Below are 24,654 nucleotides of genomic sequence, written 5' to 3' on the forward strand. Positions count from 1 at the left end.
GGACGACCTCCCTTTTTCTCGAAGAAGTGCACGACTTGGAGTGGTGGATGAGAGGAGCCAGGGTGCCCTGAAAAATGAGGTATCCCGTTGGCCCGCACGGGTTGTCGCGCCAAGGGAGGCTCCCTACCTTGGCCTTCGCGCGAGAAGACTCTCGGCCGGCGCGAGACACGCGGGAGGCGATGTGGGGATGCAGAGGTGGCTCGGGCTTTTGGTGGGTGTGGGGGTCGCGGTGACGACGGGATGCTCGATGCCTTCAGAGGAAGCACGAGCACGTCTGGCCGCGTTGGAGGCGGAGGCCGAGCAGATGGACGCGGTCCTGGACAACGTGGAGGAGCGGCTTCTTGGAAACCAGGCCATGCTCCAGACGTGGCAGGAGTTAGGTCGTCGCCACCAGGAAGTGACGCAGCTGCATTGTCAGACTTCGGACGCGCACATGCTCGCGCGCCTCAAGCACTACGAGAAGATGGAAGAGCGTGTGCGCCAGTCGCGCCGCCGCAGCAGCGTGGCCGCGGTGGACACCGTGCTGACCTCCGGAAAAGTGCCCAAGCGGCCGCGCGGCGCGAACTGACTCAGAGGCTCATCCGCTCGCGGAACCGCAGCGACTGACGCCGAGACATCTCCACCTCCGGCCCTCCTCGCAGGCGCGCCACCAGCGTGCCTCCTGGGCCCGGCTCCAACGTCTCGACGAAGTCCAGGTTGATGAGGTGCTGGCGGCTGGCGCGGAAGAAGCGCGCCGGGTCCAGCTTCTCCTCCAGGTAGCTCAGCGAGCGCAGCAGCAGGGGCTGATGTCCCGGCAGGTGCAGTCGGGAGTAGTTGCCCTCGGAGCTGATGAGCGGCACCTGGGCCAACTGCACCAGCCAGCAGCGCTCTCCGTCGCGCACGAAGACCCGCTCCAGCGGCGTGCCCGTGGGGCGTGAGGACTCCGGCGCCTGTGGGACGTGGCCTCGCTGACGAACCCGCTCCAGGGCCTCGGCCAGCCGCTCCGCTTCGATGGGCTTGAGCAGATAGTCGAGCGCGTTGACGGAGAAGGCACGCACGGCATGGGCGTCATAGGCGGTGGTGAAGATGACGTCGGGGGGCTCGTCCAGGTGCTCGAGCACATCGAAGCCCGTGCCACCGGGCATCTGGATGTCGAGCAGCAGCAGGTCCGGCGCGAGTGCCTCCACCTGCTGGCGTGCCTGCTCCACGTGGGTGGCCTCGCCCACCACCTCCACGTCCGGGAATGCGGCCAGCAAGCGGCGAAGCTCCGCGCGGGCCAGACGTTCATCGTCGACGATGAGGACTCTCATGGGGACAGGGGGATGCGGACGCGTGCCGTCGTCAGCACCGCGCTCGTCTGGTCGAGTTGAAGTGAAGCCCCCACGCCGCACAGCAGGCGCAGTCGCTCGCTGGCGTTGTGCAGTCCTTCGCCGTTGGAGTGCGGCGGCGAGGGGGCTCCCACGGGCGCGGGCGTGTTGGCCACCTCCAGCAGGAGGGCGCCATCGCGCACTCGAGTGAGGACAGTCACCTCGCCGCCTTCGGGCATCTGGGCGATGCCATGCTTGATGGCGTTCTCCACGAGTGTCTGCACGAGCATCGCGGGCACGGCGATGCCGAGGGTCTCGGGGGCCACGTCCTCGCGCACGCGGAGCCGCTCCTCCAGCCGGATGCCTTCCAGGCTCAGGTAGTCGCGCACCACCTGGAGCTCCTGGGACAGCGGCACTGTCTCGGGGCCGTGGGAGGACAGCGCGTGGCGCAGGAGGGTGGACAGCCGCGTCACGGCTTGTTGAGCACGGGCGGGGTCCTCGACGATGAGGGCTCGCACGCTGTTGAGGCAGTTGAAGAGGAAGTGCGGCTGGAGCTGGGCCTTGAGGAAGCGCAGCTCGGACGTCTGCGCGGCGACCTCCTGCCGCCAGCGCTCCCGCTCCGTCTCGCGCGCCTGCTCCACGAAGTGGACGGTGAGATAGGTGAGCAGCCACATCAACATCACCACCGCCCAGAAGGCGCCTCCCGTGATGAGGAACGAGAAGGAGAAGTCCGAGGCGCTGTAGATGTGCAGCACCGGATACGCGAGCACCAGGCCGATGACCTGTTGCACGAGTCCCAAGGCCGAGCAGGTGAGCGGGATGAGGAAGGCCAGCCGCCGCATCGGCAGGCGGACCCACTCACGCATCGGCAGCCAGGACCGGGCGAGGTGCGTGATGAGTCCGCCCGAGAGGCACATCAGCACGGTCCAGGCGGTCCGGGCGGCGAACTGCTCACCGCCTCGGGACGTGGTGGCGATGAACAGGAGGGACAGCAGGATGTTCGAGAGGCCGTAGAGGCCCCATCCGCCCAGCTGGCAGGCCGCATAGACCAGGGTGCGTCGGGAAGACATGCGAGCTCCTGCCGCCGAGAGGATGCGAGTCCACCACGCTCAGCGCGGGAACTCCATGCGCGCGACGGGGGCGTGGGCCTTCAGGAAGCCGTCGAGGGCGGTGAAGAAGCCCTGGGGGTCCTCCCACATGATGAAGTGCCGGGCCGTGTCGTGCATGACGACACGCGCGGTGGAGAGGTTCTGGTACTGGCCGCGGTACAGGGCTTCCACCGTCTCGCGCGGAACACGTCCCTGGAAGGCCACCCAGGAGCCGAGCACGAAGGTGGGTGCGGTGATGCGAGACAGCTCCGGGCGCAGGTCGGTGACGCTCATCTCGTACACGGCCTGAGCCACGGTCTCCGGGTCGGAGTCCGCGCCCCAGCGCGCGGCGACCTCGCGGTGTGCTTCATCGGAGATGTAGATGCTCAGCGCGTGGCGAGAGCCCTGGTTGCGCTGCTCCACGGTCTGCATGCGCAGCTGCGTGCGGGTCTGCTCCGCGAAGGGCTTCGCGGACTCGGCGGTGGCGCCTGGGTACATCAACGCGGGGAGGAAGGGGACGCTGTCCACGATGAAGACGCCGCCCACCAGCTCCGGTGCATCGGCGGCGAGTCCGAGCGCCAGCACGCCGCCCAGGCTGTGTCCGACGATGATGGGCTTCTGGAGGCCGTGCGCGCGGATGTACTCGGCGAGCGCGTGGCGCACGGTGGGCATGAAGGGTGCGGGGATGGAGGGCTGACCGGCGAAGCCCGCGAGGGTGAAGACGTGGCAGTCGTACTGCCCCTGGAAGTGGGTGACGGTGTCGTCCCACACGGTGCCGGCCGAGGCGAGGCCGGGGATGAACAGCACGGGACGCCCTTGTCCCGAGCGCTTGACCAGGAAGGGCGAGGGCGCCGCGGGCGCGCTGGAGGGCGCGGTGGTGGCGCAGCCGGAGAAGAAGGCCAGGGCGATGAGCGTGGCCAGCAGAGGGGCACGACGCATGGAGGACTCCCACGGTGACGGACGCCGCCGGAAAGGCGGTGCCGGGCGAGGAGGAAGGTACGTGCCGAGACGCGGCGCGCCCCGGATACTCCATGAGCGGTTCCCCAGCGGGATGAGTGGTGACGCGAGTGGGCGACGGGCTCGTTGCCGCGCTCACCAGTCCATGAGGCCGAGCAGGACCGAGCCCCACAGCCCGAGCGCGCACGCAGTGCCCACGGTGAGCGCGAGCAGCGCGAGGCGCAGTCGCTGCGAAGGGGTGCGACCGCGCATCAAGAACAACGCGGTGCCAGCGCCGAGCAACGCGCCCACGGGTGTTCCCACGAGCAGCCCCCCGAGGCCCGGGAAGCCGTGATGCGTCGCGGGTGAGAGCGCCTGGTCCAGGACGACGCCCACCGTGAGGCCGACGGTGCCGCCCGAGAGGAAGAGCGCGACGAGGAGGAACACCGCACTCGCCACCGCCACCGAGCGTTCGTTGGACGAGGGCCGTGAAAGAGGGGCACTGGGCGAGGAGGTCATATCCCTGTCGGGGGGGGCGGCGAGGGGACTACGGAGCGCGGAGCTCCTGTCGGATCTCCATGAGGATGCGCCCCAGCATGTTCTTGCCGCTCCCGTCTCCGCCATCCCCCCAGTAGTCATCCTGGTCGGTGTGCTCGACGAGCTTCGCGTCACCTGTCTCCAGGAGGAGCCGCGTGAGGTCCTCGTGCTGGGAGAACTTCGCGCGGACGGCTTCGCGCATCACGGAGACCTTGATGGAGTCCCAGTCGCGCCGGAGCTTGCGCTTGCGGTCTCGCCCCATCCGGGCCGCGAGCATGGGACTGCGCGCCTGACGAATGGCTTCCTGGGCAGCGGTGTCCTCGAACTTCTGCGCCTGGAAGTAGTGCTCGCTGGTCGGCCACATCCGGCCCGCGAGCTTGAGAGGGTAGGGCGCGAAGTTCGAACACCAGCCATGGTCATCGGTGACGCTGTAGAAGTGGATGACGGGAGTCACTGCCGGCTCCGGGGTCGCGGTGGGCCTCGGTGTGCACGGTCCGGGCGGGTACTTCATGACACGCATGATTTCCTGAATAGCCCGTGGCGTTGGAGGAAACATGAAGTCCCAAGTATGAGCAGGCGGGCGAGCACACCGGTCCGTGACGGCGTGGTCGAATCCGGGTAGAACGGCCGCCGTGAGACGCACCGCGCACGCAGTCCTCGCTGCCATCGGAGCGGGGATGTTGGGATGCAATGACCTGGAAGTCTGTGGCTCCACGGCCCAGGACATCACCCGCGATGACGGGAGCGTCTACCGGTGTGTGACCTCCGAGGACTGTCCTCGCACCTCCCGCGTCAACGTGTGCGTCACCGACGTCTCGCCCATCGCCGAGTGTGTGAGCTGCGCGGACTCGCGCTGCGTCATCATCGTCCCGGAGAAGTGCTAGTGCGGGCCCTGCGGCTCGCCGTCGTGGCGCTGGCCCTGGCGGCTGGCGGGTGTCGCGACAAGCCCGTGGACCACCTCCAGCGCGCCCGCGACGCCACCTTCGAGAAGCGCCCCGATGAGGCCCTCGTCGAGTACCGCAAGGCCTTCGACATGCTGCGGCACGACAGCACCCCGGAGGCGCTCGTCCTCCGCGCACGCGCCCTGAAGGGCGCCGCCGACGTCTACTGGCTGGAGCAGCGCAAGGTGAAGGAGGCCGTGGGCGTCTACCGCGAGCTCATCCAGCAGTGCCCCGAGTCCCCCGAGGCGCTCGAGGCCCGCATCATCCTGGCGGAGCTGCTGCGCGTTCATTACCGCGACCTGCGCGGCGCCATCGACCAGTTCACCGCGGCGCTCCAGCGCAACCCGCCCCAGGGCGCGGAGCTGCACTACCAGGTGGCCAAGCTCTACTTCGAGCTGGGCGACTATCAGCAGTGCGAGCTGGAGACGCGCCGCCTCGTCGAGCGCTTCGCCACCAGCGCCTACGTGGACGACTCCCTGTTCCTCCAGGCGCAGGCCATCGCGATGATTGAGGGCCGGCGCCAGGATGCCTCGCGCGCGTTCGCGGACCTGCGCACGCGCTTCCCGGACTCGGAGCTGTCGCCGCACGCGCTGTTCGAGATGGGCAAGCTGCGCTCGGACGCAGGTGAGCACGAGAAGGCCATCGAGACCTGGGTGGAGACGCTCAAGACGCACCCGGACCCGTCGCTGGTGCAGGACTACATCGCCCGCGCTCGCAAGCGCATCGCCAACACCACGGCGGAAGGTGTCGGGCAGCGCGAGGTGGCGTTCGACCGGGCCCGTCCCGCGCCGCGCTCCTCGCTGGAGGCCGTGGGGGGCCGTCCCGAGGAAGCCGCCCACGAGCACGACTGACGCGAGGGCGCCTTCGCCCTACGCCGCCACGTCCAGCACCGCCTCCATCAGCGGCGCCGCCACCGCGGGGTCATCCGCGTCCGCCACCAGCAGCAGGTGCACGCGGCCCCCTTCCACTCGCGCGTCGACGCCCTCCAGCTTCACCTTCGCGTCCACGCCATCCAGGAACAGCGGCGTCCCATCCTGCGCCAGCAGGCCCACCGCGGAGCCCTTGATGGGGCCGTCGGCGTAGGTGTCGCGCGTGTCCTCGGCTGTCGCGGTGAAGACCATGCGTCCATCCGGCAGCGGCGACGCATCCGTGAAGGACAGTCGCACTCCGCCCGCGCGGCCCAGCTCCCAGCGACGCGTCGTCCGCACCACCTCGGGGCCCAGCGCGCCGACCTCGACTCCGCGCAGCGCGCGCTCGCGGTCCAGGTCCACCAGGGCATCCACGCCCGCGTCGCCATTGCCCCGCTGCAACAGCCGCAGCCGGTTGCCGACGACGGCGGCGCCCTCGATGTTGAGCGTGCCGAACTCGCGCGAGAGCTGCTGATACAGCGCGGAGCAGTCCACGCCGCGCGCCTCGCCCACGACCGCGCCCGCCGCGTCCAGCGTGAGCAGCGCGCCTCGCATGCGCGCGGGAGCGGACCCCGACGGCAGCGCGAGCAGCGCCCCGTGAGGCGCATCGGCCAGGGGCGGCAGCAGGCACAGCGTCTCCAGGTCCGGCTTCGCCGCCTTGCGTGCCTGGGGCTCGTCGGGAAGCAGACCCTCGAACAGCCGCGAGAGGTGCCCCGGAGCGTCTCCCTTCGCGGGGAACGTGGCCAGGTGCAGCGAGTCATCCGCGATGACGTGCAGCCACTCACCCACGCGCACCAGTCCGCTGGCGGCGGAGACATGCGCGGGGCGGCCCGGAGACTCGGGGCTCGCGAGGGTGAGGGTGCGCCGCGGGGTGGTGCGAATCATGGCCAGACTCCCTCGCGGCACGTGGCTCGTGCCGCCGTGCTCAGAGCAATGTTCCGCGCAGCAACAGGCTGGCGACGCTGAAGTAGATGACGACGCCGCTGACGTCCACCAGCGTGGCGACGAAGGGCGCGGAGGCACTGGCGGGGTCGAAGCCGAAGCGGCGCAGCACCAGGGGCAGCATGGAGCCCGCCAGCGTGCCGAACGTCACCACGCCCACCACGGACAGCGCCACCGCGCAGCCCAGCAGGAAGGCATGGTCGCCATAGGCGCCCGACATCGACTGCCACACCATGATGCGGCCCAGGCCGACCGCGCCCAGGACGATGCCCAGCACCAGCCCGGACAGCACCTCGCGCCGAGCCACGCGCCACCAGTCCTTCAATCGCATCTCACCCAGCGCCAGCGCGCGGATGATGAGCGTGGACGCCTGGCTGCCGGAGTTCCCGCCCGACGAGATGATGAGGGGCACGAAGAGGCTGAGCACCACCGCGCGCTCGATGGCGCCCTCGAAGCTGCTCATGGCCGTGGCGGTGAGCATCTGCCCGAGGAAGAGGACGAGCAGCCAGCCGATGCGCTTCTTCAACATGCCGAAGAAGCCGACCTCGAAGTAGGGAGCCTCCAGGGCCTCCATACCGCCGACCTTCTGGATGTCCTCGGTGGCCTCTTCCTGGACGACGTCGACGATGTCGTCGACCGTGACGATACCCTTCATCCGGTTCTGCTCGTCGAGCACCGGGAGGGCCATGAAGCCGTGCTCGGTGAAGAGCTGGCTCACCACTTCCTGGTCCGTGTTCTCCGACACCGTGATGACGTCGTGCTGCATGACGTCCGCGACCTTCTTGTCGCTGGCGGCCTGGAAGAGCTGGCGCAGGGAGAGCACACCCTGCAGGCGCTGCTCGGCGTCCAGCGCGTAGGCGTAGTAGACGGTCTCCACCTTCTCCCGCGCTTGCTTGCGCAGGTAGCCGATGGCCTCGTCGATGGTCATGTCCGGCCGCACCCGGGCGAAGCGCGGATTCATCAGACCACCGGCGTCGTCCTCCGCGTAGGCCAGGAGCACGTTGACTTCACGACGGCTGGCGTCGTCGAGCTGCGAGAGCAGGGCCTCGGCCTGCTCCGGCTCCAGGGCCTGCACCAGGTCCGCCAGGTCGTCCGGGGGCAGCAGCCGCACCCACGTCCGCCGCTCGGAGGTCGGCAGGTGGAGGATGAGCTCCGCCTGCTCGCGCGCGGACAGACCCAGGAAGAAGTCATCCGCCACCGAGGACGGAAGCAGTCGGAAGCCCTCCAGGCGCTCGTCGATGGAGAGCACCGGCCACGCCTCATGGAGCTCTTCCATGGAGAGCGAGGCGCTGTGAGGGCTGTCCATCATGAGGGCGTGCCTCCGAGGGTGGGCGCGCGCGGCCAGTCGCGACGCGCCGGCCTCTCTACACCCGCACGAGGGGCACGGCGAGAGGCAGGCAGCCATCTCCTCGCGCTTTTTCCACGGTCGTCACTGTCCTCGAGTCCAACACCGTCAGTGTGGGCTCCAAGGGAGTGGTTTCAGGGGTGGGGACGCGTCTGCTCGTAGACGATGGTGGTGCCCGTGGCGGGTCGCGAGTCACCGCCCCAGTGGAACCCGGGATGGGTGAGGCGATTCTCCCTGGTGCGAAGGAGCGTGGAGGGCACCAGCTCCAACGTCAGGGTGGGCCGGGGGGGACTGCTCCGAGGGACGGCCACATGGTCGAGCTCCGCTGGGAAGGAGGGGACGGTGAGGCCCGTGCGCAGGGGGGTGGGCAGGACGGTGAGCCGCCCATCCATGACGAGCGAGGCCTGCTCGACGAGCCGGCCCTCGGCGGCCTCCCAGCGGCGCAGCACGGGGCTGGGCGCGACCTGGGAGCGGACCTCGGCATGGGTCCAGACGACGCCTTCCTCCAGCCCGACAGGTCTTCCTCGCAGCGGCGTGCACGGGGTGGCGGTGGCTCGGGCATAGGACCCGTTGGATTGGAGTGAGTAGGGACAGGCCTCGCTGTCGTTGGCCGCGGTCATCGACACGGTGAGCACCTGGTCCGGCGAGGTCCGCACCAGCAGACCCACGGCGTTGTCCACGCTGAACGTGAGCAGGGGGGAGGTGGGGGCCCAGCGCGTGGGCGGAGGGGCCTCCAGCACTCCGGTGTTCGTGAAGACGAAGCGGTGCAGGGTCTGGTTGTCCATCACCACCAGCTCGTTCTCGGAGGCGAGCCGTGACTGGATGACCTTCACCGCCTCCGTCGTGCTCAAGAGCAGCGACCCGGTGAGCTCCAGCTCGGTGCCGGTGTCCACGTACCGGCGCAGGCGTCCATCTCCCAGCACCCAGACGACGTTGCCCCAGACGGCCACATCGGGAGGGGTGGTGGCGGAGCCCAGTCGCAGCGGGGCCGCCGCCGGGTCCCGCAGGGCGACGCCATCACACAGCCACAGCCCGCGAGAGGTGCGGTCCAACTGCGCGCAGCGGGGCAGCGGCAGGGTGACGGGCGTGGGCGCGCCGCTCCAGGGGCTCGCCATGTGGATTCCGAACTGGCGGATGCCCCCCACGGGCGTGAAGGCGACCAGGGCGTGGTGCCGCCCCACCGCGGAGGGGGTGAACGTCAGCCGAGGGACGGCGTTCATCACGTCCCACGTGACCTCCACGGGGATGGGCAGGCCCTCCGGGTCGAAGACCTGCGCCGTGGCGGAGGTGGGCCACTGGGGGATGGGCGCGTCGGTGTCGCAGTCCTGCGTGAGCTCGGCGACGTTCACCCGAAACTCCACGACGGAGTCCACTGGGAACACCAGCGTGCCCGAGCGCTGCACGGCCTCCGGCGGAACCGCAACGTTCTCGGAGCAGGGCGTGTGCGGACTGTCACCTGAACAACCGGCGTACGCGAGCAGGCCCGCCAGGGCGAGGGGGAGGGGGGTCTTCATCCGTGTCGCTCTCTCCCCGACGTCCGAGGCTCTCTCCGGCCGGAGCGCGCGGTGGCGCGGGTCTTCCTCGGGACTCATACCGCGAAAAGGGCGCGCCGGTCAGCCCCGGGGACCGGTGCCGGAATCCCGCATGTCAGGGATGGCAATTCCGCGCGTCATTTCTCGGCGAAAGGAGCGGTGAACATGACGACGGCGAACCTGACGAGCCCGATGAATCCCGAGAATCTCAACGACACTGTCCGTGGCATCGATGCGCTTGCGCTCGCCGGCCTGTTCACCGCTCTTGCCCCAGCACTCCTGGGAGATGCCCCCGTCGGCGGTCTACCGCCCGGAACCTGACCTGACGTGCCCGTCTTCGGACGCGGCACGGCATGCGCGGGGCCGGGCTCCTCACGGGGAACCCGGCCCTTCTCTTTTCCGGGTGGTTCACTCCACGGCATCTGCAGCCTTGGCCGAGAGGCGAGGCACCTGAGCGCCACTCAGGACGACGCGGGTTCGACTCCCGCAGGCTGCTTCACACGCATCACATGGGGTCGTAGCTCAGCGGGAGAGCGCTTGGCTCGCATCCAAGAGGTCCCGGGTTCAATCCCCGGCGGCTCCATTCCTTCTCAATCACAGTCGCAGTTGAAGTCGCCGCGGTAGCCCAATTGGTAGAGGCACTGCACTCAGAACGCAGGGGTTGCGGGTTCGACTCCCGCCCGCGGCATGTCGGTAACGGGACGTAGCTCAGCCTGGCAAAGAGCGCGCGCTTGGGGTGCGTGAGGTCGCTGGTTCGAATCCAGTCGTCCCGATTCGTCGAAGGCAGTGTGGAGTTTCTGGATGTAGCTCAGTCTGGCCAGAGCGCACGGTTCGGATCCGTGAGGCCGCAGGTTCAAATCCTGTCATCCAGATGTGTCGTGGCTTCTTTGCTCCGGGATGCGATTGGAATCGCAGCGTGGCCGTCTACCACGTGAACAGGGTTCGATTCCCTGTCGGAGCGCTGGCAGCACCCCGCAAGGGACCGTGGCTCAACGGGAGAGCACTCGGATGGCATCCGAGAGGTCCGGGTTCGACTCCCGGTGGTTCCACTTCCTTCATTCCTTCCGTCACGAAGTCCGTACCCCCGCTGCCGTGGGCCTTGGCTGGCCGAGCAGGCGGGCGATGAGCGCGGCCCGTGAGTGCACGCCAAAACGGCGGTAGAGCGCCTTCGTGTACTGATTCACGGTGAATGGGCTGATGCCGAGCTGTCCGGCGATCTCCTTGTCCATCATCCCTCGCAAGAGCAGCTCCAGCGTCTGGCGCTCGCGGCGGGAGAGGCGGGCTTGGAGGGCCTCGTCGACCTCGAGTGTGCGCGGGCGGAGCAGCGCTCCGCACTCGGCATGAAACAGGTGGACGAGGTTCCGGTCCGCTTCATCGAAGGGGCGCTCGTTCCGGGCGCGGTAGAACCCCATCCCCTGCACCACGGCTTCCTCGTTCATCCGAAGGCACGTGTACAGCGCGTCGTCGAGGTGCGCGGGGGCCAGGTGCTCCTCGATGTACGGGGCGCCGTACCAGTCCCTGTTCATGACCAGCTCGCGCCGCGTCGCGGTCACCAGCGATGACGGTGTCGCGGGACAGCGCTGCATCAGCGCGCGAAGGCCAGGGTTGAACGCGCTTCCTTCGCGGGCCAGGACCTGGAGCGCGGGCAGCGTGGTGGAGTCCCAGCCCTCCAGGGTGACGGCCACGAAGGCGCCGTGTCCTCCCGGACGGAAGTCGCAATCCGTGACCAGCCCACCGACCGTCGCGTGGAGGATGTCCAGGAGCCCGGAGATGAGGTGGCTCGCGCGTGTGTTTCCCTCCGCTGGAAGCTCATGTGCTTCGTTGAGTCGCCGCACCAGCGCACGCACCTGATGGCTTCGCAGTTCGCCCCCGCCATGGGCGGACAAGCTAGGTGACAGGTCCTCGGGTGATTCCCTCGTTCTAGGGAATTGTTGAGTCGTGGACACGGAGCGAGGCTCGTGGGTGACCTGGCCGCTGGAAGACGAAGGCCGGGCGAGACACCCGTCACCGAAAGGAAACGACATGGCGCTCCTCCGCAATCTCTCCGTCTGTCTCGCGGCGTTCCTCGGAGTCTTCCTGCATGCCTCGCCCGTCATGGCACAGACGCCCGTCTCCTGCGGCGCGGTGGTCGCGGGCTACCTGGATGGGCCTCATGCGGGCAGTGAGTGGTTGGAAGTGATTGGCACCCGGGTGGTCTCACGAGGCGTGTTTGGCTTCTCCTCCTTCACGATGCAGGACACCTTCCAGATTGAGAGCACGCCGCTGCACACCGCGCCGGCGGCGGCCCGAGCGGACTTCATCGCGTCCAGGAGTGGCAGCACCGCCTATTCAGGCTACTTCCATGAAGTGTTCCCCGGCCGAGGCAACGGCGACGAGGACCGCTGGCAATTCTGGATTGCACGCAGTGGTGCCCTCTACCTGCGCTCGGTGACCTGGAATGGCGCATGGGCCACCGTGCAGAACGTGACTTGCTACACGGGTGACACAGGGCAGTTGGTCGCGGTCGGGACCACGGCCACTCCGGGCTTCGGCGTGGACTTCTGGACCTTCGTCATGCGGCGCAACGAATTGATCTGATCGGAGCGCAGGGGCGTCGAGCCTGCACGCGTGGCGGCTCGACGCTCCTAGAGATAGCTCATCCAAGGGCTGGCGGTGCGTGCTTTGACTTTCAAGAAGGCACGACAGGCGAACCACATCGGGACCACGGCCACGAGCGCGAGGCCCCAAACCGACAGGATGTTCGAGAGGCCGGACAGCTCACCCTGGCCGGTGAGGACGCGCGTGAGCTGATGGAGCGCGTTCAGCAGGAGCAGGTGGAGGACGTAGAAGAACAGCGGCGCCGCGCCGAACACCGCCAGCGTCGCGCTCAGTCCACGAGGCGCCTTGTCCAACCCCGCGAAGAGCACCATGCCCACGCCGAGCGTCATGAGCAGGAAGGCGAGTGAAGGGGGGTACTTGGTGGGATTGATGAACGACATGACGGTCGCCAGCGTCGTCGCACCCGTGGACCAGGGCAGGGGCTCTCCGTAGCTGTTGAGCAGCCGCAGCAGCACGAAGAGGGACAGGGACACCGCCGCCGAGAGCCAGAGCCGCTGGCGCCGCGCCTCCGGCGTGACTCGAGACGAGAACCAGGGCCCCACCGAGAAGCCCAGGGTGATGACACCTATCCACGGGAGGATGGGATACGCGGTCGTGATGCTCGCGCCCCAGGGCAAGGGGACGTCGCGGCTGTCATGCAGGAGCGCCCACAGGGCATGGCCGGGCTCCTCCGCTCCGAACTGAATCGGGTCGAGCAGGTTGTGCCCGAAGATGACGAGCAGGGCGAAGGCCAGAAGGGCCGGGCGCGGCAGGTGGAGCAGCGCGGACAGCGCCACCATCGAGAGGCCGATCGCCCCGATGACCTGGAAGTAATACGTCTGGGTGAGGAACGAGAAGGTCCAGGCGAAGTTGACCACGGTGAACTCGAGCGCCACGAGGAACAGGCCGCGCTTGAACAGGAAGCCCGAGGCCGCGCGGGGCCCTCCATGTCGCTGTCCGTAGAGCCAGGCGGCGACGCCCGTGAGGACGATGAAGGTCGGGGCGCAGAGGTGCGTGGACAGTCGAGTGAAGAAGAGCCCGGGAGGCGTGGCCGGCAGCGCCATGGGGTCGCCGACCTGCGCGTGGAAGAAGAACACGCGCGCGTGGTCGACGAGCATCAACACCATGACCAGTCCGCGCAGGGCATCGATGCCCACGACGCGCCGGGCCTGGGGGATGGCCAGGCTGTCTGGAGGCGGAACAGGCGCGGAGAGAGGGACTTCGGGAGGCGAACTCGTGGAGGGGGCGCTCATCGCGGTGGCTCGAACGGCAGGCCGTTCTTCCCAATCACTGGGTGGGATTCGTGGGGGCGTCGCTCAGGCGGCCTCTTGGCGAGGGCGCTGGGCGGGAGCCTGTTGCAGCAGATGATAGGGCGCAAGCTCCGGGAGGCGGCAGCTCGAAAGCCGGATGAGGAACGTATCGACGAGTGCGTACTGGCCGGACAGGCACGCGTGGCTCACGGTGTCGGTGAGCACCATCCACGCCGAGAAGGGTGGGAAGCCGAACTCCTCGTAGCCTTCGCGTGACGCCTGGAACTCCGGCGTGTCCTTCATGAAGTTGTGGAAGCGCCGCATCACGCGGTCATACGGAGACGTGTCGATGACCCGCGCCATCCTCAGTCCGAGGTGGGACGCGCCCCGCAGCAGGCTCGAGTACATCCGGCCCGCGACGCCGGGACTCAAGGGGCGCTCGCTCCCAGGAGGCGGGGCCACGCCGGCCGTGTCGCCATAGCGGTGATAGAGCGCCTCGAAGGTGCCTCGGGTGGCCCATCTGCGCTCCTCGGTGGGATGCAGGTTGATGAAGAAGCGCAGGATGCGGTCGCCATGGGTCGCGCCGTAGGCGCCAGCATCCACGTGGATGAGCTCGTTGCTCGCATGAGGCTCGAGCTTCCGTCCCCGCTCCTGGAGAGGCCGGAAGCTGGAGGTGCCGACACTCCAATCCCTCACGAACCCCGGCATGGTCCGCGAGAGGAAGTCCGTCACGCGTCCCGAGTGCGCTCGCAGAATCTGGTGCGTGCGCTCGGCGAGGTCTCCTCCGGAATCCAGTCCGACCAGGCGCTGGGCCTCGGGGTAGAAGCTCACGTTCTTGCGCTTCATCCGCGTGGGAAGTTCTTCCCGGAGGAACGTGAGGTCCGCGGGTGCGGGCAGCGGCACGGGGCTCTCGGGAAAGTAGACGATGCGTCCATGCTCGAGCGCATCCGACAAGGTCGAGGGGCCCGCGCTCTTCAGCCGCGAGGCATCGAAGGTCTCCAGCATCTCTCTCCCCCAGGGCATCCACATCCAAGACGAAAGACTTGCGAGGAGGACGGAACTCTTCGCATCCCGCAGCGTCAATGGGGACCGTCCGCGCGCCTGTGCGGCAGTGGACACGTTCCACCTGCCCGGCGGGTACTGTCCGCGAACCTCGGCTTCGTGCTATCGCCGCGACATGGGGATGCACTTCGTGCGTGGTGTCGCGGGAGGCTGGAGTCCCGCTCTTCGCCGCGCCGTCCTGGGGCTGGTCGTGACGTTGCTGTCGTGTGACTCGAAGCCCGACCCTAGACCGACGGGCCCCTCGTCGGAGTCCCCAGCGCTGACGTGGGTGAGCATTCCGGCGGCGGACCCGAAGGTGCAGTACCTGGGACGTACCTATCGGTCCCCTGTCGGGGTCGTCTTCTCTCATCCCGGTGTGACGATTCGCGCGCGCTTCCGCGGGGACGCCGTGAGGGTGCGGCTCGACGACGCGGGCGTGGGGGACGAGACAGGAACGAACTACTTCGATGTCGTGGTGGACGGGTCCCCTCCGCGGCTGCTCGAGGTGCGCCCGGGTGAGTCCACCTATCCGCTGGTCTCCGGCCTGGAGGTGGGTGTCCACACGGTGGAGCTCACCAAGCGCACGGAGTCCCTGGTGGGCGCGAGCACCCTCGTGGCGCTCGAGGTCCATGGCGAGCTGATGGAGCCGCCCCTCCGCCCCGTGCTCCGGATGGAGTTCGTCGGAGACTCCATCACCTGTGGCTACGGCACCGAGGTCTCCGTCATCCCTGGGACGCCGCCCTGGCGCGCTCCGACCTTCACGTCGAGGAACCAGAACCCTCGGCGGAGCTACGGCTGGCTGACGGCCGCGCAGCTGGGCGCCGAGGCTGTCTTCATCTGCTACTCAGGGCATGGCATCTACCGCAACCTCGACATGACGACGTCCGGGTTGGTGCCCGCCATCTATGAGCTCGCGGTTCCGGACCATCCCCACACCTGGGACTTCGCGAGTGAGTCTCCGGATGTGATTGTCCTCAACGCCGGAACCAATGACACATTCGCTGGCAGCGGCACCCAGGCGTTCCTGCCGGATGAAGGCACCTTCAAGTCAGCCTACCGGACGTTCCTCGAGCGGCTCCGGGTGCTGCATCCTCGGGCGCACATCATCTGCACGTTGGGGAGCATGACGGATGGCTACAAGCGGTCCGAGTCGAATGGCTCGGTGACGGCCGTCCATGTCGGTGATTGGATTTCCGCGCTGGTGACGGAGCGCCAGCGCAAGGGGGATACGCGCGTCTACCGCCACGAGATGCGGGTGCAGGACCCTTCCGTTGACGGCATCGGTGAGGACTGGCACCCCTCCGCCGCCACCCACGAGAAGATGGCGCGGGGACTGCGCCTCTTCATCCAAGACGTTGTCCGCCCCTGAGTCACGAACATGTCCATGAACGAGTCATCCCGAGGCCGTTGGTCCGACGAGCTGCTCGAGCCCTTCCGCTCCATGGGGGAGCCCCTGGCGGACGCGGCCATCCAGTCCGTCTTCGCCAGCAACGAGGTGGAGGCGGTCAACCGCATCCTCCAGAGCCTCCAGTCGAACGTGCAGGTGGTGCCCGCCGAGATGCCTGACGCGGTGGAGACGTTCCTGAACCAGACGGACGACTGGCCGGAGTGGGCCGACCCGGAGAAGGTCCGCCTGGGGCAGCGGCTCTTCGCCCGCTACGGCATGCAGATGACCCTGGCGTACTTCACGTGGTCGCTGCCTTGCTGCTACTCGTGGGAGAAGGCGGCGAAGGTGCTCACGTGGACGGGCGGAATCGACAAGCACGTGCACCGTCGCATCATCGAGACGGCGCAGTTCGTCCTGGATGTCATGGCCGAAGGGGGCCTGGAGCCGAAGGGCTTCGGTGTCCGCACCGCGCAGAAGATTCGCCTCCTGCACGGGACCATCCGCTACCACGTCGGGCGAGACCCCAAGTGGCGGGCATCCGAGTGGGGGACCCCCGCCAATCAGGAGGACCACGTCGCGACGCTGCTGACGCTGGCCCTGGTGCCGTCGGTGTTGACCCGACTGGGGCTCGACTTCACGCGTGACGAGGAGGAGGCCTACTTCCATTGCTGGAGGGTGGTTGGCCACTTCCTGGGCATCCACCCCACGTTGCTGCCTCGGGACCTGGACGATGCGCATCAGCTCTGGGCGGCCATCCAGGCGCGTCAGGTGCGTCCTTCGCAGGATGGCGTCGTGCTGACGCGTGCGCTCGTCGACTACTTGAAGATGCGCATGCCGGGCGAGCTGATGGACGGCGTCACGGTGACGGTGATGCGCGAGCTGTGCAGCGAGGCGGTGTCGGACGCCGTGGGGCTGGAGAAGACGGACTGGACGCGGTTCCTGGTGGGGCCGATGCGGTGGATGTTCTCCCTGGCGGATGAGGCGCAGGACCAGTCGGGGTTCGCGGCGAAGGTCTCCGCTTCACTGTCTCGGAAGCTGCTGGAGGGGCTGCACTCCTCGGAGACGGGGGGCGGCCGGGTGACGTTCCGGATTCCGCAGTCCCTCCAGGAGTCCTGGAAGCTGGAGCCCGCGGCGGTCGCGGAGGCGAAGTAGGTCTCCTTCGCGAGTCCCGGTGTCTCTTCGGCGAACGGCTGGATGGTGCGCGCGCTCCCGTGGCGGAGCACGCGCGGGAGTCGAACGCGAAGGCCCAGCCGCGCTCGCGCGCTCGTGGCTGTGCTTGCCGCTGACTCAGCGGGGCTGCGGGGGCCCCACGACCTTGTAGTGCAGGAGCACCGCGCCGGAGCCATAGGCCTTCGAGGTGCAGGCGCCCCATTTGACGGGGGCCGCGAGCGACTGGAACAAGCGCATGCCTTGGCCGATGGCCACGGGGCTGACGTAGAAGCGGTACTCGTCAATCAGTCCGGTGTGGACCAGGGACTGCGCGAACCCCGCTCCGCCGTAGCACACGATGTGGCCCTTGCTGTCCTTGAGGGCTTGGACCTGCTCGCGCAGGTTCGTGATGACTCGCAGCTCCTCGTTCCTCCAGAGGAGCTCTCGAGGGACGTCGGAGACGACGACCTTCGGCTTCTCGTCGAAGTGACGCGCGAAGATGCGCTCCGACTCGCTGGAGGGATTCGTGAGCGCGGCCGGCCAGTACGCGGCCATGTCCTTGTAGGCCCCGTAGCCGACCAGCACGGTGTCGGCGGACTGGAGGAGGTCCGTGGCATCGCGGTCCATCTCCTCTTCCCAGACCACCCAATCCAGCGCGTGGTCAGGTCCCGCGATGAAGCCGTCGAGCGTGGTCATCAGGCTGAGCGTGAGGGTTCCCATGGCTGTCTTTCTCTCGGGGGCGGTGCTTCGCGCCGCGCGATGTACCACGGAGGAACCTCGAGGGCGCTCCACTGCCCAGGTCCTGCCTGGCAGGCAGGCGTTGGCCGAGCACCTTGGCGCGCTCCACTGTGGAAGTGTCCAGCGTTTGCGGCGATAAGGGGCCTTCCATGAATGCGCAGCAGAGCTCCCCGGTCCAGCAGGTCCCCGAACCCACCACGTCGGCGGCCACCCGTGACGTGACGTCGCACGGTGCCTCGACGGGAGGCTTCCTCGGCCATGAGGACTCGAGGAGGCGGTTGGCCCGTATCGGCATGCTGCTCTGGATGGTGCTGCTCTACGCCGCGGTGCAGCCCGGCTTGATGTCGGGTGACTCGATCGACCAGTACGGACAAGGGCTCGCCGGAAGCTACAGCGACATCCATCCGCCCCTGGGCTCCTGGCTGATAGGCCTCAGTGGCAGGCTCGTCGGGTCGCCCTGGCTCATCCTGGTGCTTCAGTTGGCCATGCTGAGCGGCGGCATGGCCGTGTTGATTCGCTCCACGGATGCGCGAGCCGGCCGTCGCGGTCTGGTGGTCTTCGGGGCCTTCCTGCTCATTCCCACGGTCTGGTCGCTGGCGGTCGTGCTCTGGAAGGACGTCATGGTGGCGGCGTTGCTGCTGTGCGCGGTGGTCGCGCTCAAGAGCCGACGGCCATTCGTGGCGCTGCTCCTGCTGTGTGCTGGCGTGGCCTATCGGCACAATGCGCTTGTCGCCGCTGTCCCGTTGGCCATTCCGGTGGTTGCTCAGCTGGCCCCCGCACCGCGCTGGCGCTTTCCCGCGAGGGTCCTTGTTTTCATCTGTGTGGTTCCGGGGCTGGTCATCACGCCCTTGGTGGTGAGCCGGGCTCTTCATGCGCAGAAGGCCTGGGCCGCGGGGCAGCTCTTTCTCTACGACCTGGCTGGCGTCTATGTCGCGCATCCGGAGTCATTCCCAGGTTCCATCCTGGAGGGAGAGACCTCGGTCCCCGAGCTGACGAAGCTCTACAACATCAGCCACGTGTGGCCGCTGCTCGGTGGAATGGAGGGCGCTCGTCCCATCTCCTTCGGGTCGCTGGAGACGCGCCGCGCCGCTTTCGTCGACGAGTGGAAGCGCATCGTGCGTCAACATCCGAAGGCCTGGATGAAGCACCGCGTGACGGTCTTCCGGCGGATGCTGGGGGCTGACCCGCATCCCGTGTGGAACGCCTTTCATCAGCAGATCGACCCCAACCCCTGGCAGCTGAAGCCACCCACCGATGGATTCCTCTTCCAGTCCATGCTCCGAATCGAGAACGCGCTGTCGAGCTCGTTCTTCTTCCGGGGATGGGTGTGGCTCCTGGGGTTGCTGGGCGTGTCGCTCGTCGCGCTCCGGCGGGTGAAGCGCCACTCGCTGGCCTTCTTCACTGGCATGTCCGGACTGGCCTATGCGTCCGCCTACCTGGTCATCGGCATCGGCTCGGACTTCCGCTTCATCTACTGGTCGGTCATCGCCCTGTTCGCGACGCTCGCATTGTTGGTGAGTCCGCCCGAGCAGACCGACTCCTCCTCCAAGCCGGTCTGAGGGTGGACGCGGACCTCAGTCTCCGCACTCCAGTCGCTGCTCGTTCATCCGGGTGGTGGTTCCACGCACGAGCGTGGAGCCTTGCACCGTCACACGGGTGACCTCGTCCGCGCGCACGACGGAGCCACACTCCGCCGTGCCGGCTCGACAGTTGCGGGTGAGCACCAGTGACTCGGCCCCGGAGCGCCCGATGCCTTCCAGCTCGCAGCGGTAGGCCGTGGGGCCCTGGCGCACGTCTCCGGAGAAGTCCTCTTCGCCCACGACCTCCTCCGCCGCGAGCAGCTCCCCCTTCTTGCTCAGCAGCACGAAGTGGTAGCGGGTCAGGGTGAACTGGTCGCCGAACTCCTCGCCCGGCTCGAGGTACTGACTCTCCTCCTGGGTGAAGACCTGCAGCTTCTGCCCCTTCTTGTTCAGGGCGAGGGATTCCTTCCGGGCGACCAGGGGGGCGCCGTCGGTGCTCGGACAGGCCTGGTCCATGGCCTCCACCTCCACGTCACGCGCGTAGGCATCGGGAGCGAACACCTTGAGGTGCGCCAGCGCGGTCGCCGCGCCCTCCGTGTCGCAGACGCCCACCAGCCAGACCCAGAAGCCCGGCTTGAGTCCGGCGAGCGTGTCGCTGCGCACCAGCTTCGGGTGGCCCTCGGGAAGCTCCCACTTCGTCTTCTCGAGGAGCGTCTCGATGTTGCCCCACGCGGCCCGGTGCGCCTCCGCGTCGGCCTGGGTCTTCGCGCCCTTCCAGATGAGCGCGACACTCTTCGCCTCGGCCTGTGCTCCCACCAGCGCGCCCAGCAGGCCGATGGCCACGAGACATCCACGCATGACGGCTTCCCCCCTTCAAGAGATGCCGCCCATGTTACCTCGGTGGCGTGACAGCGCGGCGACGTCACGTGCCCATGGGTGAGCAGAGCTCCACCAGGACTCCGTTGAGGTCCTTCACGTAGGCCACCGTCTGTCCCCACGGCTTCTGCTTGGGAGGCTGGACGGAGATGGCTCCCGACTTCACCGCATGCTGGAAGGCCGCCGGGACATCTGGCGTCACGAGCCCGAGCTCCACCGCGGACGGTGTCTCCCCTGGCCGATGGAAGCGCACGGTGAGCCCGTTGCTTCCCGCCATGTCCTCGGACGCGAAGGCCAGCGCCGTGGTGCCCGTCTCCACCTCGCCGTAGCTGTTGCTCTCGTGGAGGAAGCGCCGCTTCAGACCGAAGGCCGTCTCATAGAAGGCGAGGGTGGCGGGCACATCCGCGACGTAGAAGATGACGTAGCCGAGCTTCATCGGTGTTCTCCTGGCGAGGGGGGATGCTGATGCGCCCGGGTCTCTCACGGCCCCGCTCAGGCGTCTTGAAGAAATCGGACAAGGCTCAAGACAGCAGCCCGGTGGGAGACACTCCCGCCAGCTCGCGCACCTCGCGGGTGAAGTGGGACTGGTCCGCGTAGCCGCACTCGAGCGCCACGGCGCTCAAGTCCAGTGTCCCCGCGCGCAGGTGGGTCAGCGCCCGTTGGAATCGCAGGACGCGGGCGAGCAGCTTGGGCGCCACACCTGCTTCCTCGAGGATGTCCCGGTGCAAGGTGCGCTCGCTGACGCCCACGGTCCTCGCCAGTCGGGACATGGAGAGCCGACCCGCGGACGACTGGAGGCAGTGCAGGGCGTGAGTCGTTCGCGCGTTCGGGAGGTGGAGCGGGCTGGCATTGCGCAGCGAGAACTCATCTCGAAGCAGGGCGAGCGCGTGGGGCAGTGAGCGAGCTGTCGCGAGACGTTTCTGGAGGCGCAGGAACGCGGGGGCGCAATCCTCCACGCCGATGGAGAGGTTGCACAGCGCCTTGGGGCTCACGCCCAGCAGTGCTTGGGCCCACCCCGGCTTGAGCCGGATGCCGAGACAGACCGAGCCGGGCTCGGGGTCCGTGAGCACGAAGCGCTCCATGGGGCCCACGACGGTGAGGTGTGGCTCGAGGCCTCTGCCTATCTCGCGCGCATCGGGGAAGCGGACGATGAGGTCGGTGCAGCCGTCGGGGAGGATTCGCTGGAGGAGGGGAGTGCTGCCCTCGCGTCGCGGTGCCGCCACGAAACACCAGAAGGCATCCACGCGGTCCGCGAGGGCGTTGGGGACTGGCAGCTCCGTGTACTCGCCTGTTGTCTCAGCGGCACTCATCCTCTGTCAGGTGACAAATCCAGAGGCGTCTGTCCACGGCGAAAGGAGCGGTGCCCCACCGATGGTGACTCCGATGAGCCCGATGAATCCCAAGCACATGTACGACACTGTCCGCGGCATCGATGTGCTGTTCGCGAACACCGAACGTGACACCGCTTCCGAGGATGATGAGCTGCTGGAGGGAATTGCTTCCTTCCGCGGCGCCCCGTCCGGACTTTGAGCCCGCACGCCGCGTCGACTGACGTGGCGGTAGGACTCGAGGCCGGGCTCCCCCAGGGAACCCGGCCTCTTTCTTTTCCAACTGCCTCGTTCGTCTATCGGCGAAGGACACCGCACCCTCACTGCGGGAAGACGGGTTCGACTCCCGTACGAGGTACTCGGCAGTTCGTTCTTCAGGTCCTGTAGCTCAGTGGATGAGAGCGCTCGGGTGCGAACCGAGAGGTGGCAAGTTCGACTCTTGCCAGGACCACTTTCCCCTGCACGCCGAGCCAGCCGGTGACGGCATCGGTTCGACACACCGACTCGCCGGGTTCGACTCCCGGGGCGTGTACTCTCTTGCTCAATCAGGGCGCGGCGAAGAGCTGCGGGTCTTGTTGGCGGGAGCGGAACAGGTCGACGATGTAGTTCATGCGCTGGTCGAACTTGGACCAGTCATTGGCCGCGGAGCCCTTCAGCGAATCCGGCGTCTTGTCGTACTGGGACAGCAGCTGCTTCAGCTCGCTGCTCTCGAGGGTGCGCAGGTGCTCGGGGAAGGCGCCCTGCGCCCCGGGCGTCACGTCATCACCGAGCTTCAAGCTGCCACCCGGCACGCCAAGCTTCATCATGTGGTCGGTGGTGAACTGGCGGAACTTGGCCGCCAGGCCGTTCACGATGCTGTCCACCGCCTTGTCGACCAGTCCGCTCGCCTTGGCGACCAGGTAGGCGGTGTTCGCGGGGAAGGGCAGCGTATTGCCGACCTTCTCAATCACGGCCTTGACGATGGGGGCGAAGGCCTCCTTGATGGGGGCGTTGAGGGCGCGCTCCACCTCTCCCTGAATCAGCTTCTGCTCGTGCACGCCCACGCGGTCATTGGCGGAGAGCATCAGCTCCGCCTTCTTGTTCGGGTCCTTCTCGAACATCGCCTTGGCGTAGTCGGCGAAGGCGGCCTTGAGGTTCTCCTTCCCAGGAGGGAAGCCCGCCAGGTACTTCGCCACCTTCGCGGCGTCGTACTTCTTGTCGCCCTTGAAGGTTTCGGTGAAGCGCTGGAACTCCGGCGCGATGTCCCTGAAGAGCTTCTGGTTGCCATCCGCGATGGCGTCGCTGACGCGATTCAGCGCGTGCTTGATGGGAATCTTCAATGCCGTGGTCATCAAGGGGAGGAGTGGATTGACGGTGGCCAGGCCGATGTCCGTGAGGGCACGGAGCCACGTCTTGTCGCCATTGAGTTGATCCATGAAGACCTTCGGGAGGTCCTCCTGCCGGATGCTCACACCCGCCTGTTTCGAAGCCCAGACGCCGAAGGTGGCCCAGTTCGCGTTCTCCTTGCCCAGCAATCCCGCCATCTGGTTGGAGAGCGCGTAGTACCCCTGCGTGATGGCGTGGTTGCGCGCCACCGGGTCCTTCATGTTGGCGATGCCTTCAACGTCGACCTTGCCAGGCGGTGGAGCCTTGGCGCCGATGGCCCCCCTGCTCCCCGCGGTGAGTTCCACGGGCGGACGAGCGGAGGCGCCGGACTCGAACCGGGAGTCGTCGCGCAACAGGCGGTTCGAGGCACCCGCCTCCGCCGACGAGAGCGCCTGCTGGGTCAGGCGCTCGGGAGCATGAGCCGATTGCTGACGGCGACGAGCCACTTCTTGAGCCGTGTGAGTGGCGGGGGCCGCCGACTTCGGGAGAGGGTTCTTTCGAGCAGAAGCCTGAGACTCGGACCGGATGGGGGCCATGAGGAGTACTCCCGACAGCAGTGTTTGTAATCCTCGGTATGTGCATGGGGTTTCAGCGGTTACATGGCTCCACTTTTCTCTGCGGCCACTGAGAGGCAGAGGCAGGGAAGGGGATGATGAGCGGGACGGGTTCGACTCCCGGGGCGTGTACTCTCAATGCAGCTCCGTCGTGGTCATGCGCGCAGCCATGCGAGGATGACGTCCTTGTCGCCCGTCGCGAGGATGAACGGCAGGCCCGCTGCGATGACGCCCGGGCGTGCCGCGACGCCGTCCACCGCGTCCTGGGCGTGGGTGAGCTGAACGCCGGCCCCGCCTCCGCCCAGGACCAGGGGCGCTCCCATCTTGAGGTCGAGCACCACCACCTGGCGTCGTGCCGGCCTCGGCTCCGCCATGTCCACGACGACGAAGTCGCCCGCGAAGCGACGCTGGTCGCAGCGGAAGACCCAGAGGTTTCGTTTGCGCCCGAGCAGCTCTCGCACGAACGGCTTCTCGTCGCTCTTCATCGCATAGCGCTCCGAGAGGAGGCTGGCGGTGGAGAGCGGATAACCCACCTCCCTGGCCAGGAGCAGCGCCCACGGGTTCGCATGCCGGAGCAGTGGCAGCAGGACGGGAAGGACGATGGGCGGCTCGCGAGGCATTTGTGGGCGTGCTCGACGAGCGAGGTCGCTCGCGTCGATGCGCATTCAATCACGTCGCGGCCGCGTGGATTCCAGGACACCCCTTGGCTCGAGTAAGGGATGCGATGCTCACACCAAACCCTGGAGTCTTCGCATGTCCAGACTTTCCCACCCCGCGCTCATGTTCGCCCTGCTGCTCGCCTCCACCTCCGCACTGGGGGGCTCGCAGTGGGTGCAGGCACGGACCGTGCTCAACACGTGTGGCTATTTCAGTACGTCCCAGGCGGAGCTCACCCTCACGTACCGCAACGATGACCTGCCCTGGGGGACGAGCGTGTTCCTCATCTACGGCTGGGGTGGCAGCGGAGTCGACTGGGCTCCGGCGCCGCAGACCGTGGAGGCGCCGGCCGTGGCTCCGTACCATTGGGGCACCACGGTGACGGGCGTCATCCGGGCGCGGACGTCCACGCAGTACACAAGCCTCAACTATGTCTGGAAGGTGGTGCTCCCGGACGGCCATGAGTTCTACGAGAAGGGCAATGGCTCCACCTACGGCTACTACGCCGCGGACTTCTCGCAGGTGCCCATGCCGTGCACCACCACCGCTGGGACCTTCGTGGGCACCCCGACGTCGTTGAACATCACGACCGTCGTCAAGAACTGACGGCCCATCGCAGGCAGTGCCACTCCTCGCGGGGCCCTCTCGGTCCCGCGAGCTCGAGGCGCCGGGCCAGGCGCAGGCGTGAATCCGCTGG

27 protein-coding genes and 8 tRNA genes are annotated in these 24,654 nt (G+C 67.7%); 18 read left to right on the forward strand and 17 right to left on the reverse strand.

Annotation, left to right across the window (positions count from 1 at the left end):
• Nucleotides 1-247: 247 nt before the first annotated feature.
• On the forward strand, nucleotides 248-568 hold the full coding sequence (locus MYSTI_RS01925) for a hypothetical protein (RefSeq protein WP_233278134.1): 321 nt from the start codon (nucleotides 248-250) through the stop codon (nucleotides 566-568).
• Between the two features lies 1 nt (nucleotide 569).
• Here the strand turns inward: MYSTI_RS01925 and MYSTI_RS01930 are convergent, their stop codons facing one another.
• The 5 genes from MYSTI_RS01930 to MYSTI_RS01950 form a co-directional block, all read right to left on the reverse strand.
• On the reverse strand, nucleotides 570-1,289 hold the full coding sequence (locus MYSTI_RS01930; protein WP_015346010.1) for a LytR/AlgR family response regulator transcription factor: 720 nt from the start codon (nucleotides 1,287-1,289) through the stop codon (nucleotides 570-572).
• Nucleotides 1,286-2,356: a sensor histidine kinase gene (locus MYSTI_RS01935; protein ID WP_015346011.1), complete on the reverse strand. Its 1,071-nt coding sequence runs from the start codon at nucleotides 2,354-2,356 to the stop codon at nucleotides 1,286-1,288. Before MYSTI_RS01935 ends, MYSTI_RS01930 begins: the two co-directional genes overlap by 4 nt.
• 39 nt (nucleotides 2,357-2,395) lie before the next feature.
• Nucleotides 2,396-3,313 (reverse strand): alpha/beta fold hydrolase, encoded by a 918-nt coding sequence (locus MYSTI_RS01940; RefSeq protein ID WP_015346012.1) that lies wholly within the window; start codon nucleotides 3,311-3,313, stop codon nucleotides 2,396-2,398.
• A gap of 153 nt (nucleotides 3,314-3,466) precedes the next feature.
• A complete protein-coding gene (locus tag MYSTI_RS01945; RefSeq protein ID WP_044278329.1) occupies nucleotides 3,467-3,775 on the reverse strand; it encodes a hypothetical protein in 309 nt (102 codons plus the stop codon).
• An 82-nt stretch (nucleotides 3,776-3,857) separates the two neighbouring features.
• Complete coding sequence (locus MYSTI_RS01950) at nucleotides 3,858-4,301, reverse strand: riboflavin biosynthesis intermediates N-glycosidase (RefSeq protein WP_044278331.1); 444 nt, start codon at nucleotides 4,299-4,301, stop codon at nucleotides 3,858-3,860.
• Nucleotides 4,302-4,524: 223 nt separating this feature from the next.
• Here MYSTI_RS01950 and MYSTI_RS01955 point away from each other — a divergent pair, with 223 nt between their 5' ends.
• Complete coding sequence (locus MYSTI_RS01955; RefSeq protein ID WP_233278135.1) at nucleotides 4,525-4,731, forward strand: hypothetical protein; 207 nt, start codon at nucleotides 4,525-4,527, stop codon at nucleotides 4,729-4,731.
• Nucleotides 4,731-5,639 (forward strand): tetratricopeptide repeat protein, encoded by a 909-nt coding sequence (locus MYSTI_RS01960; protein ID WP_015346016.1) that lies wholly within the window; start codon nucleotides 4,731-4,733, stop codon nucleotides 5,637-5,639. Before MYSTI_RS01955 ends, MYSTI_RS01960 begins: the two co-directional genes overlap by 1 nt.
• 18 nt (nucleotides 5,640-5,657) lie before the next feature.
• On the opposite strand, the gene MYSTI_RS01965 is transcribed toward MYSTI_RS01960, so the two are convergent.
• The 3 genes from MYSTI_RS01965 to MYSTI_RS01975 all read right to left on the reverse strand — a co-directional run bounded on the left by MYSTI_RS01965 (nucleotide 5,658) and on the right by MYSTI_RS01975 (nucleotide 9,497).
• Nucleotides 5,658-6,581 carry a DUF6929 family protein gene (locus MYSTI_RS01965; protein WP_015346017.1) on the reverse strand — a complete coding sequence of 308 codons (924 nt, stop codon included), beginning with the start codon at nucleotides 6,579-6,581 and terminating at the stop codon, nucleotides 5,658-5,660.
• 40 nt (nucleotides 6,582-6,621) lie between these two features.
• A complete protein-coding gene (gene mgtE / locus MYSTI_RS01970) occupies nucleotides 6,622-7,947 on the reverse strand; it encodes a magnesium transporter (protein WP_015346018.1) in 1,326 nt (441 codons plus the stop codon).
• A 170-nt stretch (nucleotides 7,948-8,117) separates the two neighbouring features.
• Nucleotides 8,118-9,497, reverse strand: a complete 1,380-nt coding sequence (locus tag MYSTI_RS01975) for a hypothetical protein (protein WP_015346019.1) — start codon at nucleotides 9,495-9,497, stop codon at nucleotides 8,118-8,120.
• Nucleotides 9,498-9,680: 183 nt separating this feature from the next.
• Between MYSTI_RS01975 and MYSTI_RS43600 the strand changes: the two genes are divergently transcribed.
• The 7 genes from MYSTI_RS43600 to MYSTI_RS02005 all read left to right on the forward strand — a co-directional run bounded on the left by MYSTI_RS43600 (nucleotide 9,681) and on the right by MYSTI_RS02005 (nucleotide 10,564).
• On the forward strand, nucleotides 9,681-9,836 hold the full coding sequence (locus tag MYSTI_RS43600) for a hypothetical protein (RefSeq protein ID WP_015346020.1): 156 nt from the start codon (nucleotides 9,681-9,683) through the stop codon (nucleotides 9,834-9,836).
• A 103-nt stretch (nucleotides 9,837-9,939) separates the two neighbouring features.
• A tRNA-Gly gene (locus MYSTI_RS01980) sits at nucleotides 9,940-10,011 on the forward strand.
• Between the two features lie 15 nt (nucleotides 10,012-10,026).
• Nucleotides 10,027-10,098 (forward strand) — tRNA-Ala (locus MYSTI_RS01985).
• Between the two features lie 31 nt (nucleotides 10,099-10,129).
• A tRNA-Leu gene (locus MYSTI_RS01990) sits at nucleotides 10,130-10,203 on the forward strand.
• A gap of 9 nt (nucleotides 10,204-10,212) precedes the next feature.
• Nucleotides 10,213-10,288, forward strand: a tRNA-Pro gene (locus MYSTI_RS01995).
• A 24-nt stretch (nucleotides 10,289-10,312) separates the two neighbouring features.
• Nucleotides 10,313-10,387: transfer RNA gene (locus tag MYSTI_RS02000), tRNA-Pro, on the forward strand.
• A gap of 106 nt (nucleotides 10,388-10,493) precedes the next feature.
• Nucleotides 10,494-10,564, forward strand: a tRNA-Ala gene (locus MYSTI_RS02005).
• An 18-nt stretch (nucleotides 10,565-10,582) separates the two neighbouring features.
• Here the strand turns inward: MYSTI_RS02005 and MYSTI_RS02010 are convergent.
• The gene (locus MYSTI_RS02010) at nucleotides 10,583-11,350 is read right to left on the reverse strand and encodes a helix-turn-helix transcriptional regulator (protein ID WP_233278137.1); all 768 of its coding nucleotides are present in this window, start codon (nucleotides 11,348-11,350) and stop codon (nucleotides 10,583-10,585) included.
• Nucleotides 11,351-11,537: 187 nt separating this feature from the next.
• Here MYSTI_RS02010 and MYSTI_RS02015 point away from each other — a divergent pair, with 187 nt between their 5' ends.
• Nucleotides 11,538-12,092: a hypothetical protein gene (locus tag MYSTI_RS02015; protein WP_015346022.1), complete on the forward strand. Its 555-nt coding sequence runs from the start codon at nucleotides 11,538-11,540 to the stop codon at nucleotides 12,090-12,092.
• Between the two features lie 47 nt (nucleotides 12,093-12,139).
• Here MYSTI_RS02015 and MYSTI_RS02020 read toward each other — a convergent pair whose 3' ends face one another.
• Both MYSTI_RS02020 and MYSTI_RS02025 read right to left on the reverse strand, forming a co-directional pair.
• A complete protein-coding gene (locus MYSTI_RS02020; RefSeq protein ID WP_015346023.1) occupies nucleotides 12,140-13,345 on the reverse strand; it encodes an acetyltransferase domain-containing protein in 1,206 nt (401 codons plus the stop codon).
• Nucleotides 13,346-13,408: 63 nt separating this feature from the next.
• Nucleotides 13,409-14,365 (reverse strand): Kdo hydroxylase family protein, encoded by a 957-nt coding sequence (locus tag MYSTI_RS02025; protein WP_169558597.1) that lies wholly within the window; start codon nucleotides 14,363-14,365, stop codon nucleotides 13,409-13,411.
• Nucleotides 14,366-14,672: 307 nt separating this feature from the next.
• On the opposite strand from MYSTI_RS02025, the gene MYSTI_RS02030 reads away from it, so the two are divergent.
• Entirely contained in the window at nucleotides 14,673-15,752 is a 1,080-nt protein-coding gene (locus MYSTI_RS02030; protein WP_233278138.1) for an SGNH/GDSL hydrolase family protein, read from the forward strand.
• Between the two features lie 15 nt (nucleotides 15,753-15,767).
• Nucleotides 15,768-16,922 carry an oxygenase MpaB family protein gene (locus tag MYSTI_RS02035; protein ID WP_233278139.1) on the forward strand — a complete coding sequence of 385 codons (1,155 nt, stop codon included), beginning with the start codon at nucleotides 15,768-15,770 and terminating at the stop codon, nucleotides 16,920-16,922.
• 135 nt (nucleotides 16,923-17,057) lie between these two features.
• On the opposite strand, the gene MYSTI_RS02040 is transcribed toward MYSTI_RS02035, so the two are convergent.
• Complete coding sequence (locus MYSTI_RS02040) at nucleotides 17,058-17,639, reverse strand: dihydrofolate reductase family protein (protein WP_015346027.1); 582 nt, start codon at nucleotides 17,637-17,639, stop codon at nucleotides 17,058-17,060.
• Nucleotides 17,640-17,806: 167 nt separating this feature from the next.
• Here MYSTI_RS02040 and MYSTI_RS02045 point away from each other — a divergent pair, with 167 nt between their 5' ends.
• Nucleotides 17,807-19,216, forward strand: a complete 1,410-nt coding sequence (locus tag MYSTI_RS02045) for an ABC transporter permease family protein (RefSeq protein ID WP_015346028.1) — start codon at nucleotides 17,807-17,809, stop codon at nucleotides 19,214-19,216.
• A 15-nt stretch (nucleotides 19,217-19,231) separates the two neighbouring features.
• Here MYSTI_RS02045 and MYSTI_RS02050 read toward each other — a convergent pair whose 3' ends face one another.
• The 3 genes from MYSTI_RS02050 to MYSTI_RS02060 form a co-directional block, all read right to left on the reverse strand.
• A complete protein-coding gene (locus tag MYSTI_RS02050; protein WP_015346029.1) occupies nucleotides 19,232-20,035 on the reverse strand; it encodes a hypothetical protein in 804 nt (267 codons plus the stop codon).
• Between the two features lie 64 nt (nucleotides 20,036-20,099).
• Complete coding sequence (locus MYSTI_RS02055; protein ID WP_015346030.1) at nucleotides 20,100-20,489, reverse strand: VOC family protein; 390 nt, start codon at nucleotides 20,487-20,489, stop codon at nucleotides 20,100-20,102.
• An 85-nt stretch (nucleotides 20,490-20,574) separates the two neighbouring features.
• Nucleotides 20,575-21,363 carry a helix-turn-helix domain-containing protein gene (locus tag MYSTI_RS02060; protein WP_015346031.1) on the reverse strand — a complete coding sequence of 263 codons (789 nt, stop codon included), beginning with the start codon at nucleotides 21,361-21,363 and terminating at the stop codon, nucleotides 20,575-20,577.
• 73 nt (nucleotides 21,364-21,436) lie between these two features.
• Here MYSTI_RS02060 and MYSTI_RS43605 point away from each other — a divergent pair, with 73 nt between their 5' ends.
• The 3 genes from MYSTI_RS43605 to MYSTI_RS02065 all read left to right on the forward strand — a co-directional run bounded on the left by MYSTI_RS43605 (nucleotide 21,437) and on the right by MYSTI_RS02065 (nucleotide 21,832).
• Nucleotides 21,437-21,583 carry a hypothetical protein gene (locus tag MYSTI_RS43605; RefSeq protein ID WP_169558598.1) on the forward strand — a complete coding sequence of 49 codons (147 nt, stop codon included), beginning with the start codon at nucleotides 21,437-21,439 and terminating at the stop codon, nucleotides 21,581-21,583.
• A gap of 83 nt (nucleotides 21,584-21,666) precedes the next feature.
• Nucleotides 21,667-21,739 (forward strand) — tRNA-Glu (locus MYSTI_RS43550).
• Between the two features lie 19 nt (nucleotides 21,740-21,758).
• Nucleotides 21,759-21,832, forward strand: a tRNA-Arg gene (locus MYSTI_RS02065).
• A 94-nt stretch (nucleotides 21,833-21,926) separates the two neighbouring features.
• Here the strand turns inward: MYSTI_RS02065 and MYSTI_RS02070 are convergent.
• Together MYSTI_RS02070 and MYSTI_RS02075 are read right to left on the reverse strand one after the other, a co-directional pair.
• Nucleotides 21,927-23,192: a hypothetical protein gene (locus MYSTI_RS02070; RefSeq protein ID WP_144369965.1), complete on the reverse strand. Its 1,266-nt coding sequence runs from the start codon at nucleotides 23,190-23,192 to the stop codon at nucleotides 21,927-21,929.
• Nucleotides 23,193-23,455: 263 nt separating this feature from the next.
• Nucleotides 23,456-23,920, reverse strand: coding sequence for a hypothetical protein (locus tag MYSTI_RS02075; RefSeq protein ID WP_015346034.1), 465 nt, complete (start codon nucleotides 23,918-23,920; stop codon nucleotides 23,456-23,458).
• A 133-nt stretch (nucleotides 23,921-24,053) separates the two neighbouring features.
• Between MYSTI_RS02075 and MYSTI_RS02080 the strand changes: the two genes are divergently transcribed.
• The gene (locus MYSTI_RS02080) at nucleotides 24,054-24,563 is read left to right on the forward strand and encodes a hypothetical protein (protein ID WP_015346035.1); all 510 of its coding nucleotides are present in this window, start codon (nucleotides 24,054-24,056) and stop codon (nucleotides 24,561-24,563) included.
• The last annotated feature ends 91 nt before the right edge of the window (nucleotides 24,564-24,654 follow it).

Origin of the sequence: Myxococcus stipitatus DSM 14675, from assembly GCF_000331735.1 — a bacterium.
Classification (GTDB): domain Bacteria; phylum Myxococcota; class Myxococcia; order Myxococcales; family Myxococcaceae; genus Myxococcus; species Myxococcus stipitatus.